Consider the following 13,120-nt stretch of genomic DNA (forward strand, 5'->3'; position numbering starts at 1 on the left):
ATGTGAAAAAGGCCGACTTCAGCCTTTTCATTATCTAATTGCCCGATGTTCTTTTATAACGCGAAGCATTCGGAAGTCGAAATCCTCCGGTCCTTGAACAGGAAGTCCTGCATCTCTGTTCTTTTTAATATAAAGTAAATTTTCTTCGGTAATAATTTCACCTGGAATAAAAATAGGAATACCAGGGGGATAGACCATAATAAATTCAGCAATTACCCTGCCCTCAGATTCATCGAATGGAATAAGCTCCGTTTCAGAATAAAATGCATCTCTTGGAGAAACAGCTAAAACCGGTATTTCCGGAAGGAGTACTTTGGTTTCAACTTTTTCAGCAAGCTCATGGCGCTCTTCTGATAAATGTCTTAAAGCAGTAATCAAAATATCTGCTTCCCGCTCTGTGTCTCCAGGAGTAATAATGCAAAGAATATTATACAAGTCAGACATTTCCACTTCGATATGATAATTTTTCCGTAACCATTTCTCGACATCATATCCTGTTAAGCCGAGGTTTTTAACAGAAATAATTAGTTTAGTTGGATCATAATCATAAGCAGCTTCGGATTCCAATATTTCTTCTCCAACACAGTAAATATGTTCGATTTCATTTACTTGTTTTCGAATCAAGTTAGCTAACTTGATGGCACGTTCTACGATTTCTCGTCCATTTGTCGCCAATTCCTTCCGCGCTACATCCAATGATGCCAACAGTAAATAGGAGGTAGATGTTGTTGTCAACATACTTAAAATGGTTTGAACCCGTTTATAGGAAACTCGTTTTCCTCTAACATTAAGAATGGAGCTTTGCGTCATCGATCCGCCTAGTTTATGAACACTTGTTGCAGCCATATCTGCACCCGCCTGCATGGCAGATAAAGGAAGCTCATCATGAAAATGGATATGTACTCCATGTGCTTCGTCTACCAATACAGGAATATCATAAGAATGGGCAAGATCAACAATTGATTTTAGATCAGCAGAAATTCCAAAATATGTTGGATTAATGACTAGTAATGCTTTTGCATCCGGATATTCATCCAGTGCTTTTTTTACTGAATCAATTGTTATCCCATGAGATATTCCCAGTTCTTTATCAATTTCAGGGTGAATAAAGATCGGAATCGCCCCTGAAAGGATGACAGCAGACATGATGGATTTATGGACATTTCGTGGAACAATAATTTTATCTCCAGGGCCACAAACAGACATAATCATGGCAATTATAGCTCCACTAGTCCCCTGTACAGAAAAAAACGTGTGATCTGCCCCAAAAGCTTCAGCTGCTAAATCCTGTGCTTCTTTAATTATTCCTTTTGGCTGATGTAAATCATCAAGAGGACCAATATTTATTAAATCTATTGACAAGGCATTATCGCCGACAAATTCACGAAATTCAGGTGCCATTCCCCTTCCCTTTTTATGTCCAGGTATATGGAATTGAATGGGATTCTTTTTTGCGTGTTCAATTAAGCCGCTAAATAACGGAGTATGTTGTTGAGACAATTTATTACCACACCCTTTTATTAAAATACTTTTTGTCTAGAAAAGAGTTCTAGTACTAAGTTGAAGTCATAAAACATATGAATTATAGCACTATTAACATTCTTTGCAAAGATAAATTTTTATCGTATACATTCGATTGCCTATCTTTAGTTTCTAAATAATAAAGGAAATTAAACATGAAAAGGGAACATTTAAACTGGAATGTTTGAAAAAATACAGTGGGAATGCTATTAATGAAGATATCTTAATGAAAATGGAAGGTAAGGGATCATTATATGGAATATCAATATCCAATAAATCATGATTGGTCAACTGTCGAAATCATCGATGTTATTCGTTTCTTTGAAACGATTGAATCTGCATATGAAAAGGGAGTCAATCGAGAACAACTGCTCGAGGTCTACAGGAGGTTTAAAGAAATCGTACCAAGTAAAGCACAGGAAAAGAAGCTGGATGCTGAGTTCGAAGCCGTGAGCGGTTATTCTTCCTATCGAACCATTAAAAAGGGAAAAGAATCAGAATCTGGTTCAATTATTAGAATGCATTCTTAATTTGCTGCATATAATGAACAACAAACATTATCCTCCTAAATGAACATAATTTAGGAGGATTTGTTTCACAACCGTCTTATGTGAGGAAAAAGTATTGCCTATTGGACCAGTTTGTATAATGGTAAAACTTGTGTAAACACATTTTGGATCTGGTCAATCATCTGCTGTCCTGACATGTTAATGGCTTCTTTTCTAGGGATTTGATAACCGCATAGGATTTCGGCCTTTTTAATCGTTTGTAAACGGACAAACATGTCTTGCAGCTCATCTTTATTCAGATCGGCATGTTTAAAAACATCAGGTTTCATGTGGTCAATCGACCAAACAAAATTATTAGGTATTTCATGGTGTATTTCGTTAACTTTTGCTTGAAGAATTTTTCCGTATTCTGCTTTTTGAGGAGCTTCATAAATCATGGCAAACCAAATAAAGACATGTGACCCCCATAATCCAATCTGAAAATGTGGTAACATCTTATAACCTCTTGAATTGTTGGCAAATGCTACCCATGTATCGTTTGGTGGATGTACCTTTCGACGTGCATGCTTCGCAACATGTGCAAACATTTCGTTACCAGTCATTGCGGATAATGTGGGAGCGAAGTGTTCTCCAAGTGCATCTAGCTTTGGACGGATATGTGTTATTAATGCATCCATACGATTCTCTAATCCATCTATAGAAAAAACTTCAAAATCTGATTCTGTAAATCCTGAGAATGACATGTAAATAACCTCCTGGTCGTACTTGAAAAATATTGTATCACAAACATCTGGTTACAAGAAGAAAGTTGATTTTAGAATAGGCGAGTGTGCAAATTTGTTGCAAGAATAATAAGAACCACATAATATAATAATACAAATAATCAGATTTCTATTAATTGAAAAAATAAATTTGGAAGGGGTGTACTGTCAATGAAACAAGTGATGAATTCAGTGAAAAAGAAAGCGATAGAAAAGGAAAGAAAAGCTGTTTTAAGGTTAGAAATGGATTATGAACTGGCTGTGTTGTTTGAGGCAATGGGAGAAAATAATGAAAATAAGAAAAAAGAAAGTAAAGAAAGGCTTGAAATAATTAGACAGGAACTTCTTACGTTAAAAGCTCTGTGAAAAGAAAAAGGAGAAAGAGATAAAAAATGAAGAAAATATTTTTTATTTAGAAACGAACTCTGGTAGTCAAAAAGAGTTCGTTTTTTATGTTTGGTCATACTAATAATTGGTTCTTACAAATAAAATAGCTTAAAATAATTAGAGTGTCTTAATTCATTTCCTAAATCTGTTAATGGTGGAGGTAGAGAATGACAAATTGGTCTGATATTGATATAAACGCAAAATGCTGGATCAAAGAAGCTGCGCAAATTATAAAGAATTCATTTAGTCAAACATTGGACATTCAAACAAAGTCTAATCGTAATGATTTAGTTACGGAAATTGATAAAAAAATTGAACAGTTTTTTATTGGAAAAATCCGCAGGAATTATCCTGGGCATAAAATCATCGGTGAAGAAGGTTTTGGTGATTCGTTAGAGACAACGGCAGGAATCATCTGGATAATTGATCCGATTGATGGAACAATGAACTTTGTACACATGCAGCGAAACTTTGCTATTTCCATTGGCATATATGAAAACGGTGTCGGGATGATTGGGTTGATCTATGATGTTGTAAGAGATGAATTATATCATGCCATCAAGGATAATGGAGTATACATGAATAACCTCCCGTTAAACCGATTGGAGGAAGTGAAACTATCTGAAAGCATTATCGGAATGAATGCATCATGGGTTACGGAAAATAAAAGGATTGACCCAGCTATTCTTGCACCCCTCGTAAAAAATGTTAGAGGAACAAGGTCTTATGGATGTGCAGCACTTGAATTTGCTTATGTGGCTGCTGGCAGACTTGACGCCTATATTTCATTACGGTTATCACCGTGGGATTTTGCTGCTGGCAAAATTCTAATTGAAGAACTGGGAGGGGTTGTAACCGATTTAAGAGGTAAACCACTTAATTTGTTGGAACAATGCTCAATATTTATTGCCAAACCTGGTCTTCATCATGAAATATTACATAATTATTTGCATAAAGGGGACTGGTAAAAATAAAAATGAGGGAAGGGGATTAAAGAATCCCGTTTTCCCTCATTTTTTTCTTGTTCATAAAGCCCAATCCCATTACAAGAATTAGCATGACGATACACCCTAAAATTCCAACAATACTTCTTTCCGCAACAGCAATACCAATCCCAGCCATGCATGCCGCTGCAAGAAATGCTAATAATAAAGATAACCATTTGATTTTTTTCATGATTATACCCCCGGTAAAAAAGAAATAATATAAAAGATTTCAAACCATTTAAAAAACTTTAAGAACATTTTACACAAAAAATTATTTCTTTGCCACTCTATTGTGTTATAATGTTTCAGTTAAGTTTCGGTTCATCCGGATAATCTATAGTTATCCTTAAAATAAATTGGAAACTGTTTCACCTTATGATAGGTAGGAGGAAATTTTTTGAAAACCAGAGAAGATATTCGTAATATAGCGATCATTGCCCACGTAGACCATGGTAAAACTACGTTGGTTGATCAATTGTTGAAGCAAGCAGGTACATTCCGTTCAAATGAGCATGTAGAAGAAAGAGCTATGGATTCAAATGATATTGAGAGAGAGCGCGGAATTACGATATTGGCTAAAAATACGGCCATTCAGTATAAAGATACAAGAATTAATATTCTTGATACGCCAGGACACGCAGATTTTGGCGGCGAAGTAGAGCGGATCATGAAAATGGTCGACGGTGTTCTATTAGTTGTTGATGCATACGAAGGCTGTATGCCGCAGACACGCTTCGTTCTAAAGAAGGCATTGGAGCAAAATTTAACACCAATTGTTGTCGTGAATAAAATTGACCGTGATTTTGCCCGTCCGGCAGAAGTTGTTGATGAAGTAATTGATTTGTTTATCGAACTAGGTGCAAACGAAGATCAACTTGAGTTCCCGGTAATCTATGCTTCTGGAATTAATGGAACAGCAAGTCGTGATCCTGAAAAACAAGACGAAAACATGGAAGTGCTTTATGATACGATTATAGATCATATTCCTGCTCCAATTGATAATCGTGACGAGCCGCTTCAATTTCAAGTTGCATTGCTAGACTATAATGACTTTGTAGGTAGAATTGGTATTGGCCGTGTTTTCCGCGGTACGATAAAAGTTGGTCAGTCGGTTGCATTAATGAAATTAGATGGCTCGGTTAAACAATTTAGAGTAACAAAGCTAATGGGCTTCTTTGGCTTAAAACGATTAGAAATTGAAGAAGCATATTCTGGTGATTTAATTGCAGTTTCCGGTATGGAAGACATCAATGTTGGTGAAACGGTATGTCCTGTTGAACATCAAGAAGCATTGCCGATTTTAAGAATAGATGAGCCAACCTTACAAATGGAGTTTGTTGTGAACAATAGTCCATTCGCCGGTCGTGAAGGTAAGTATGTGACTTCACGAAAAATTGAAGAAAGACTGCGTGAACAACTTCATACAGATGTAAGTTTACGTGTTGATAACACGGATTCTCCAGATGCATGGATTGTCTCTGGCCGTGGAGAGCTGCATTTGTCCATCTTGATTGAAAATATGCGTCGAGAAGGCTATGAACTGCAGGTATCAAAGCCGGAAGTTATTGTTAGGGTTATTGATGGTGTCCGCTGTGAACCGGTTGAACGAGTACAAATTGATGTACCTGAAGAACATACAGGTGCTGTTATGGAATCAATGGGTGCGCGTAAAGGTGAAATGCTCGATATGATTAACAATGGAAGCGGTCAAGTTCGCCTAATCTTTAATGTACCAGCAAGGGGCTTGATCGGATATTCTACTGAATTTTTAACCTTAACTCGTGGATATGGAATTATGAACCATTCCTTTGACAGCTACCAGCCTATGCAGCCAGGTCAAGTCGGCGGCAGACGTCAAGGTGTTCTTGTTTCAATGGAAAATGGCAAAGCCACTACTTATGGAATTATGGGAGTAGAGGACCGTGGTGTAATCTTTGTTGATGCCGGAACAGAAATCTATGAAGGCATGATTGTCGGTGAACATAATCGTGAAAACGATCTTACTGTTAACATTACAAAAATGAAACAACAGACAAATGTTCGTTCTGCAACGAAAGATCAAACAAATACAATGAAAAGACCTCGTATTTTGACGTTGGAAGAATCATTGGAATACTTAAACGAAGACGAGTATTGTGAGGTTACTCCAGAATCGATTCGTTTACGTAAGAAGATTCTTAATAAGAATGAACGCGAAAAAGCCGCGAAAAAGAAAAAAGGCGCTGAAGTTCAGGCGTAAACATCATATTTATCAAAAAGGAGACACTTTGTCTCCTTTTTGTTTTGTATTGAAAAAATTTGAATCGGGTTATTAAGCTGCATGTATTATTTTAAGATTGTTGAACGGTTTCTACAAAAATAGTATAGTAGTCTTAAGATTAGGAGTTTTGAAAAAAAGGGGACAAGACTGTATGGATATAACAGAAAAATTATCTTTTTTTGCTGCATTATATAAAGTGAATGTAAATTCTGATCTTGGAATGTGGCTGTTGTATATTACAATCTTACTTTTAAGTATTATTGTTTTTAAGCTTGGCTTTGCCCAAAAGTTGCCGTTACTGAAATCAGTTATCATTTATTTATTCTTAATTTTCGGCTGTACATTTTTAACGTTTCTCGCCATTTTTCTTCCCGTTGCAGAAGGTCTTGTAGTAGCTGCGCTGATTCTTATTATCTATAAAATACGGCTTCGCAGACATAAAAATGCATAATATTTAGTTGATTAGGAGTTTTGTTAATGAAAAAAGTTCTAGATGCGATTTATAATTGGCTGACTATTAAGGTGGTTATCGATGAAAGACCTGAAGATCAGGCAGCAGCTGAAACCGAAACATTGTTTAGGACAATTTTAACGGAAGATCTAGGGGTATCTGAGATTCAGGTAACAAAGGAAAGTGATTTTTATTATATAACCTATGTAAAAGATGGGGTACAGCAAAATACTCGTTTTCCTATTGAATTAATCGAAGTAATGCTTAATCAAATTAATGAGAGTCCGGAAAGATATCAAAACTTTCCTGAATAACCTGCACAAAAGACGCCGCAAAACGCGGCGTCTTTTGTGTTTAGTTTTAAAGGTTATTTTTTATCCCCAATCGTCGTCCTGTTTTTTACTTCGGTAAAGATGAAAATTACCAGTAGCTATTCTTTTCTCTGTTTTTTCAGTAATGCGATTTGTACATGTTTTACACATATACGTATAAATTGGTCTATTTCTTAGTCGCTTAGCTTGAAAGGAATTGTCTTCAATTGATTCAATTTTATCGCAAATGACACATTTTACTCTCATTTTATACACCCTTTTGATTAAGTTAATTACCATTAAACATTGAATTATGTTAATTATATAATATGTTTTTATTCGTTACGAATTTTTGTGATTAAAATGTTCAAATAGGGTGTGAAATCGTTGAAAGTAAGGTAATTTAATAATATGATGATGGTAATAAAAAGGGGGATTATGATGGCAAATCAAGTAGAACCAGAACTAACGAAACCATTATTGGATTTTCTACAAAAAGAACGCTTTGTGCTACTATCAACAACTGATTATGAGACTGGTGCTCCAAATGTTAGTGCTATTTCCTGGCTATTGGCAAAGGACGAAAAAACGATTTTGTTTGCAGTTGATAACCGCTCACGAATTGTTACAAATATTAAGCAAAATCCTAAAATTGTCATCAATGTGATTGCAAATGAATCGACATATTCCATAAGCGGCAGTACGCAAATTAAGCAGGAAAAAATGGAGGAAGTTCCGTTAAAGTTGGCATTGATTCATATGGATATAGAAGAAGTAAGAGATGTTATGTTTTATGGTTCTAAAATTACCGTGGCGCCCCAATACGATAAAACCTATGATCTTGAGGCAGCCAAAAGATTAGACAACCAGGTAATGGGAGCGTTAAAAAAAGCTTAGTCCAGACTAAGCTTTTTTTATGCCTTATATTAGCTGATTCAATTCATCATTATTTTTGATGATTGGATTGTTCTTCTTGTTTTTGATCAAGATTATGTTCTTCGTCTTTATTTAGCTTATTATTTGATTCATTTAATGTGTTTTTCGGCTTTGGATCTGTTAAATCAGCTGGAACTTCAGGCATAAGCCGGCCAGAAATATCTGCAAGTTCGTTCATTATCCCTTGTATCGGTTCTCCATTTTGAATATCTTCGGCAATTTCCTTCAAACGTGCATTTATATCCGGGTCCGCAACAACAATCGCTCTTGCTCCATTTGGATCATTCTTAAGGCTCTCTGCTACAGTATATTTAATAGAACCAACTTCAGAACGGTCTAAATTTTTGTTAACATCAATGCCTACAATGGCATATCTCCCAAGTACAATAGCGGTGGCATCGTTAACGTTTGGAACATTTGCAGCAAGATCCACTAAATGTTTTGAAATCTCTTGCCCTGTCTGTTTATCAACCTCCTGAATGGTGCTGTTTTTTACATTGATGGTTTGCTGCTTGTTTTCTTGTGCTTGATCATTTCCTCCACATCCAGATAGGATGAAACAACTGAATAGAAGCAATAAGTATACCTTCAATTCAGGAACACCTCCTTAAATATGACAACAAATTTTGAGTGCGAGGAATTATTTCAATTATTATTGAAATGATTACTAGTTATTGTGCAAAATATCTTCTATCTTTATACAAAAAAACATATATTTTACCAAAGAACTAACTGTCCTAGGTTTAGTACATGTATGAAGGGGTGTGGCATCCTGAGAAGGAATCGACTTTCATTACAGGCTCTGTGAAACAGTAATAGTAGTACTTGCGTATTGGGTGAACAAAATGCTCAAAAACAACATATTATAGAAGACAAAAAACACAAAAAGTTTGCCAAAAGAAAAAAAGGGAGCGCATCACAGCAAATAGAACGCATAGGAGCAGGAGGCATCGGGTTGAGTAAAATATACGTGTTAGATACGAATGTATTACTGCAAGATCCCTATTCTATTTTTTCCTTTGAAGAAAATGAGGTCATTATTCCAGCAGTTGTATTGGAAGAAGTTGATTCAAAGAAACGATATATGGATGAAATTGGGAGGAATGCACGTCAAGTAGCGAGAATGATTGATGGTCTTAGGGAAACCGGGAAACTACATGAAGGAATTACGTTAGAAAATGGTGGTGAAATTCGCATAGAACTTAATCATCGTTCATTTCACCAACTTCAAGAAATATTTATCGAAAAAACAAATGACAATCGCATATTGGCTGTAGCAAAAAATTTATCGCTTGAAGAGGAAACAAAGGAAAATGGAAAGCAAGTCATTCTCGTAAGCAAGGACGCTTTAGTCAGAGTAAAGGCAGATGCAATTGGATTATTATCGGAAGACTTCCTGAGCGATCGCGTAGTAGAAAATGACCATATTTATACAGGTTATATAAATGTTTTTATTGACACAGAATTATTAAATCGATTTTATGAAAAGGGAGAGCTGTTATTAAGCGATATAGCGAATCACCCATTTTATCCCAATCAATTTATTCTACTAAAAGATGCGCTGGGTTCTTCGTCTTCAGCCATTGGAATGGTTGACCAGAACGCACATAAAGTAAAAAAATTAGTTTTTGATCATGATCATATTTGGGGCATCAAACCGCGAAATGTGCAGCAAACGATGGCGGTTGAGCTGTTGCTCCGCAATGATTTACCCCTTGTAACATTAATTGGGAAGGCAGGGACCGGAAAAACATTACTTGCTTTAGCTGCAGGTTTGATGCAGACAGAGGACTTTGGAGATTACAAAAAATTGCTGGTTGCCAGACCAATCGTACCGGTTGGCAAAGATCTGGGCTTTCTTCCAGGAGAGAAACAAGAGAAACTGAGACCATGGATGCAGCCGATATATGATAATCTTGAATATTTATTTAATGCCAAAAAACCAGGGGAACTAGAGGCGATTCTTGCAGGTATGGGTTCGATAGAAGTGGAGGCATTAACGTATATAAGGGGGAGAAGTATTCCTGATCAATATATTATTATTGATGAAGCACAAAACCTGACTAAACATGAAGTTAAAACGATTCTTACGAGGGTTGGGGAAGGCAGTAAGATTGTTTTAATGGGAGACCCGGAACAAATTGACCATCCGTATTTAGATGCGTATAATAACGGCCTTACATATGTGGTCGAAAGGTTCAAGGATCAAAAAATTGCCGGTCATGTGAAATTGGTTAAAGGTGAACGATCAGGAATTGCCCAACTGGCAGCAGATATACTATAAGTTTCAAAAAAATAAAAGGAGATCAAGCATTTGCTTCTTCTCCTTTTATTTCTATTTCACCTTACTCTGAATTTACTCAATTCTAAAACCTTTGATTTGTTTTATCGGCTCATTTTTACTTTCTTTATTAAGATACACATGAACTGGCCCATCTTCGGTCAGTGGTTTTCCGTTTGCTGAAAAGCCTAATATGATATCTTTTGCCTTTTCAATAGGCAGAGTATATTCTTGTTCGGCACTTTCAATGATGACTATTTTCGCATCATCAAATGGCTCGGCATTGTCTAGGAAGGGTTGAAAACGAATTCCGAAGCTGCCAGTTATCAATGTTTCTTTTATAAATTTTTTTTCCGGTTTATTAGCAACTGGGATCTGGGCTCCTTCAATAATCTCACGATCCCAATGCTTGGATATTGATTTTGTGTATTCTTCTAATTCATTCGTCTCTTTCTCTTGTTGATCAAAATATGTATCCAAATCAAGCTTTCGCTCATCAAATATCCAAACCGTTGGATCAAGTGTAATCGAAAATTTGACTTTTCCCTTAATTAAGATAATTCTCTCCATAGTTTTCACCTCATTGATTCATGTTGTAGTAGGGTTATGATTCGAATTTAATTAATACACAAATTATACTCTAAAAATATATAACTGTCATGAAAAACCGGACCCTAATCACTTTAGAATCTAGGCGCTCCTGTATTTGGATAGAATGCCTTGCATTTTTGAAATCAAAAGTATAAAATTTAAAAGATAGGATAATCGCTTTCACTACAGGGGGGATCAACTTTGGCTTCTGAAATGGCTATTGATCACAAAGAAAAAGCAAATGAATTATTAAAAGCAGATGCTGATAAAATATTAAGGCTGATTAAAGTACAAATGGATAATCTGACAATGCCACAATGCCCTCTCTATGAAGATGTTTTGGACACGCAGATGTTTGGCTTATCGCGTGAAATAGACTTTGCGGTTCGACTTGGGCTTATTGATGAAAATGAAGGTAAAAATCTCTTAGATGAGCTGGAAAAGGAACTGTTACTTTTGCATGATTCATCCATAAAAAAATAAGTGTTAAACTCAAACAATGGGAAATCTTGTTTGAGTTTTTTTATCTGAATAACTAGTTCTATAGTATGGGGTATAGTGAAAAATGCTAAAAACACCGACAAAAGATGACAAAGTTATCAAAAAAATTCAAAATGATTATTGCGTGAGCGCCTTATAACTAGTATGATATAAAAAATACAATTTACTTTCAAAAGTGAACATTTTCTCTCTCTAATATGCAGGATATTTGATAGTATAGTAGAATAAATAATACAACTTTGAAGATGAGGGAAGAGGATGGATGTTTAAAAAAATCTTAAAATCGTATGATTATTCGTTAATTGTTGTTTTAACGATGTTAGTTATATTTGGGTTAATCATGGTGTACAGTGCCAGTATGGTCTCAGCTGTTCAGCGTTACGACGTAGCGAGTGACTACTTTTATCAAAGGCAAAAGCTTAATCTCGTCGTTTCAGCGCTGATATTTATTTTTACAGCATTAATTCCGTACAAGATGCTGCAAAGTAATAAAATTCTTGTTCCTATGGTTTTTTTATCCCTCTTTGGTCTTGGTGCTCTTTTTATTTTCGGTCATGTGGCAGGTAATGCTCAAAGCTGGTTTAAAATTGGAGCCTCAAGCCTTCAACCTTCAGAATTTGTCAAATTATGTGTTATTATTTATTTATCTGCTGTATATGCTAAGAAACAGTCATATATAAACGAATTTAATAAAGGGGTTGTTCCTCCTTTAGCCTATTTAGTGCTTGTCGTCGTTTTTGTTGCGATCCAGCCTGACGTTGGAACAGCAGCAATCATTTTTTTAATTGCAGCGACGATTATCTTTTCTTCCGGAATGAGCTTACGTAATGTGAGCAAGCTGGTTGGAATAGGATTATTGGTCTCAATCCCGCTGCTTTTCATGATAAGTGGTTTTCTATTTTCTGATGTCCGTGTCGGACGATTTCTCGCTTATCAAGATCCGTTTAAAGATGCGCAGGGGATCGGATGGCAGCTTGCCAATTCCTATATGGCAGTTGGTTCTGGAGGGCTAAAAGGCTTAGGGCTCGGACAAAGCATTCAAAAACTGGGTTATCTGCCTGAATCACATACGGATTTTATAATGGCTGTTATTGCAGAGGAATTGGGGATTTTTGGTGTTGGGTTTGTCTTATTATGCTTAGGGTATATTGTATTAAGAGGAATTTTTATTGGGATCAAATGTAAAGATCCTTTTGGAAGTCTGTTAGCGATTGGGATATCCTCGATGATAGGTATTCAATCCTTCATCAATCTTGGAGGAATCTCTGGAATCATTCCTCTAACAGGTGTACCGCTGCCATTTGTCAGCTATGGCGGATCATCGCTCTTGCAATTATCGATCGCCATGGGCATTCTGTTGAATATATCTATGTTTGTGAATTATGAGCAAAATTATAAAAATAAGGAAGAACATTCGAAGCCGGGGAAGACCAAAAAAACTACTGGACAAGCTTTTTCATTTCGGAAATAGGCGTGGGGATTTAATCCCCCGCGCTTTATAATATAGGTTTGGTTAATGATGTTTTTCAAATAAACGGTATATGGGATTATTTTTCTTATTATTTGTCTCCCAGTTAAACTATCTTTTATTTTCGAAAGATTCATTAATTAAAGCCAAAATATTT

General features: G+C 35.9%; 16 protein-coding genes. 10 read left to right on the forward strand and 6 right to left on the reverse strand.

The features are described 5' to 3' along the window. Nucleotides 1–30: 30 nt before the first annotated feature. A complete protein-coding gene (locus R4Z09_RS08575; protein WP_338451908.1) occupies nt 31–1,500 on the reverse strand; it encodes an aminotransferase class I/II-fold pyridoxal phosphate-dependent enzyme in 1,470 nt (489 codons plus the stop codon). Between the two features lie 275 nt (nt 1,501–1,775). Here R4Z09_RS08575 and R4Z09_RS08580 point away from each other — a divergent pair, with 275 nt between their 5' ends. Next, entirely contained in the window at nt 1,776–2,051 is a 276-nt protein-coding gene (locus R4Z09_RS08580; protein WP_338451909.1) for a UPF0223 family protein, read from the forward strand. A 98-nt stretch (nt 2,052–2,149) separates the two neighbouring features. Here R4Z09_RS08580 and R4Z09_RS08585 read toward each other — a convergent pair whose 3' ends face one another. Beyond that, nucleotides 2,150–2,773 carry a DUF1054 domain-containing protein gene (locus R4Z09_RS08585; RefSeq protein WP_338451910.1) on the reverse strand — a complete coding sequence of 208 codons (624 nt, stop codon included), beginning with the start codon at nt 2,771–2,773 and terminating at the stop codon, nt 2,150–2,152. A gap of 189 nt (nt 2,774–2,962) precedes the next feature. Here R4Z09_RS08585 and R4Z09_RS08590 point away from each other — a divergent pair, with 189 nt between their 5' ends. Continuing rightward, nucleotides 2,963–3,157: a hypothetical protein gene (locus R4Z09_RS08590; RefSeq protein ID WP_338451911.1), complete on the forward strand. Its 195-nt coding sequence runs from the start codon at nt 2,963–2,965 to the stop codon at nt 3,155–3,157. A 188-nt stretch (nt 3,158–3,345) separates the two neighbouring features. Further along, nucleotides 3,346–4,146, forward strand: a complete 801-nt coding sequence (locus R4Z09_RS08595) for an inositol monophosphatase family protein (RefSeq protein WP_338451912.1) — start codon at nt 3,346–3,348, stop codon at nt 4,144–4,146. Between the two features lie 22 nt (nt 4,147–4,168). On the opposite strand, the gene R4Z09_RS08600 is transcribed toward R4Z09_RS08595, so the two are convergent. After that, nucleotides 4,169–4,354 carry a YlaF family protein gene (locus R4Z09_RS08600; protein ID WP_338451913.1) on the reverse strand — a complete coding sequence of 62 codons (186 nt, stop codon included), beginning with the start codon at nt 4,352–4,354 and terminating at the stop codon, nt 4,169–4,171. Between the two features lie 207 nt (nt 4,355–4,561). Between R4Z09_RS08600 and typA the strand changes: the two genes are divergently transcribed. The 3 genes from typA to R4Z09_RS08615 all read left to right on the forward strand — a co-directional run bounded on the left by typA (nt 4,562) and on the right by R4Z09_RS08615 (nt 7,189). Beyond that, complete coding sequence (gene typA / locus R4Z09_RS08605; RefSeq protein ID WP_338451914.1) at nt 4,562–6,403, forward strand: translational GTPase TypA; 1,842 nt, start codon at nt 4,562–4,564, stop codon at nt 6,401–6,403. 172 nt (nt 6,404–6,575) lie between these two features. Continuing rightward, on the forward strand, nt 6,576–6,875 hold the full coding sequence (locus R4Z09_RS08610) for a YlaH-like family protein (RefSeq protein WP_338451915.1): 300 nt from the start codon (nt 6,576–6,578) through the stop codon (nt 6,873–6,875). A gap of 26 nt (nt 6,876–6,901) precedes the next feature. Continuing rightward, nucleotides 6,902–7,189, forward strand: coding sequence for a hypothetical protein (locus tag R4Z09_RS08615; protein WP_338451916.1), 288 nt, complete (start codon nt 6,902–6,904; stop codon nt 7,187–7,189). Between the two features lie 60 nt (nt 7,190–7,249). Here the strand turns inward: R4Z09_RS08615 and R4Z09_RS08620 are convergent, their stop codons facing one another. Next, entirely contained in the window at nt 7,250–7,453 is a 204-nt protein-coding gene (locus R4Z09_RS08620; RefSeq protein WP_338451917.1) for a YlaI family protein, read from the reverse strand. A gap of 174 nt (nt 7,454–7,627) precedes the next feature. On the opposite strand from R4Z09_RS08620, the gene R4Z09_RS08625 reads away from it, so the two are divergent. Then, nucleotides 7,628–8,083: a pyridoxamine 5'-phosphate oxidase family protein gene (locus R4Z09_RS08625; protein WP_338451918.1), complete on the forward strand. Its 456-nt coding sequence runs from the start codon at nt 7,628–7,630 to the stop codon at nt 8,081–8,083. Nucleotides 8,084–8,132: 49 nt separating this feature from the next. On the opposite strand, the gene R4Z09_RS08630 is transcribed toward R4Z09_RS08625, so the two are convergent. Next, on the reverse strand, nt 8,133–8,714 hold the full coding sequence (locus R4Z09_RS08630) for a YhcN/YlaJ family sporulation lipoprotein (RefSeq protein WP_338451919.1): 582 nt from the start codon (nt 8,712–8,714) through the stop codon (nt 8,133–8,135). Between the two features lie 363 nt (nt 8,715–9,077). Here R4Z09_RS08630 and R4Z09_RS08635 point away from each other — a divergent pair, with 363 nt between their 5' ends. Beyond that, a complete protein-coding gene (locus tag R4Z09_RS08635; protein ID WP_338451920.1) occupies nt 9,078–10,406 on the forward strand; it encodes a PhoH family protein in 1,329 nt (442 codons plus the stop codon). A gap of 72 nt (nt 10,407–10,478) precedes the next feature. Here the strand turns inward: R4Z09_RS08635 and R4Z09_RS08640 are convergent, their stop codons facing one another. After that, nucleotides 10,479–10,973 (reverse strand): peptidyl-prolyl cis-trans isomerase, encoded by a 495-nt coding sequence (locus R4Z09_RS08640; protein WP_338451921.1) that lies wholly within the window; start codon nt 10,971–10,973, stop codon nt 10,479–10,481. Between the two features lie 222 nt (nt 10,974–11,195). Here R4Z09_RS08640 and R4Z09_RS08645 point away from each other — a divergent pair, with 222 nt between their 5' ends. Beyond that, a complete protein-coding gene (locus R4Z09_RS08645; protein WP_338451922.1) occupies nt 11,196–11,477 on the forward strand; it encodes a YlaN family protein in 282 nt (93 codons plus the stop codon). Nucleotides 11,478–11,757: 280 nt separating this feature from the next. Next, nucleotides 11,758–12,966 (forward strand): FtsW/RodA/SpoVE family cell cycle protein, encoded by a 1,209-nt coding sequence (locus R4Z09_RS08650; protein ID WP_338451923.1) that lies wholly within the window; start codon nt 11,758–11,760, stop codon nt 12,964–12,966. Nucleotides 12,967–13,120 lie beyond the last annotated feature (154 nt).

This window comes from Niallia oryzisoli (assembly GCF_036670025.1).
In the GTDB taxonomy this organism is placed as follows: Bacteria; Bacillota; Bacilli; order Bacillales; family Cytobacillaceae; genus Bacillus_BD; species Bacillus_BD oryzisoli.

What these genes read in the sequence shown, in the direction of transcription:
- R4Z09_RS08580 (WP_338451909.1), top strand. Translation starts at nt 1,776, where the DNA reads ATGGAATATCAATATCCAATAAATCATGATTGGTCAACTGTCGAAATC.
- R4Z09_RS08585 (WP_338451910.1), bottom strand. Translation starts at nt 2,773, where the DNA reads ATGTCATTCTCAGGATTTACAGAATCAGATTTTGAAGTTTTTTCTATA.
- R4Z09_RS08590 (WP_338451911.1), top strand. Translation starts at nt 2,963, where the DNA reads ATGAAACAAGTGATGAATTCAGTGAAAAAGAAAGCGATAGAAAAGGAA.
- R4Z09_RS08595 (WP_338451912.1), top strand. Translation starts at nt 3,346, where the DNA reads ATGACAAATTGGTCTGATATTGATATAAACGCAAAATGCTGGATCAAA.
- R4Z09_RS08600 (WP_338451913.1), bottom strand. Translation starts at nt 4,354, where the DNA reads ATGAAAAAAATCAAATGGTTATCTTTATTATTAGCATTTCTTGCAGCG.
- R4Z09_RS08610 (WP_338451915.1), top strand. Translation starts at nt 6,576, where the DNA reads ATGGATATAACAGAAAAATTATCTTTTTTTGCTGCATTATATAAAGTG.
- R4Z09_RS08615 (WP_338451916.1), top strand. Translation starts at nt 6,902, where the DNA reads ATGAAAAAAGTTCTAGATGCGATTTATAATTGGCTGACTATTAAGGTG.
- R4Z09_RS08620 (WP_338451917.1), bottom strand. Translation starts at nt 7,453, where the DNA reads ATGAGAGTAAAATGTGTCATTTGCGATAAAATTGAATCAATTGAAGAC.
- R4Z09_RS08625 (WP_338451918.1), top strand. Translation starts at nt 7,628, where the DNA reads ATGGCAAATCAAGTAGAACCAGAACTAACGAAACCATTATTGGATTTT.
- R4Z09_RS08640 (WP_338451921.1), bottom strand. Translation starts at nt 10,973, where the DNA reads ATGGAGAGAATTATCTTAATTAAGGGAAAAGTCAAATTTTCGATTACA.
- R4Z09_RS08650 (WP_338451923.1), top strand. Translation starts at nt 11,758, where the DNA reads ATGTTTAAAAAAATCTTAAAATCGTATGATTATTCGTTAATTGTTGTT.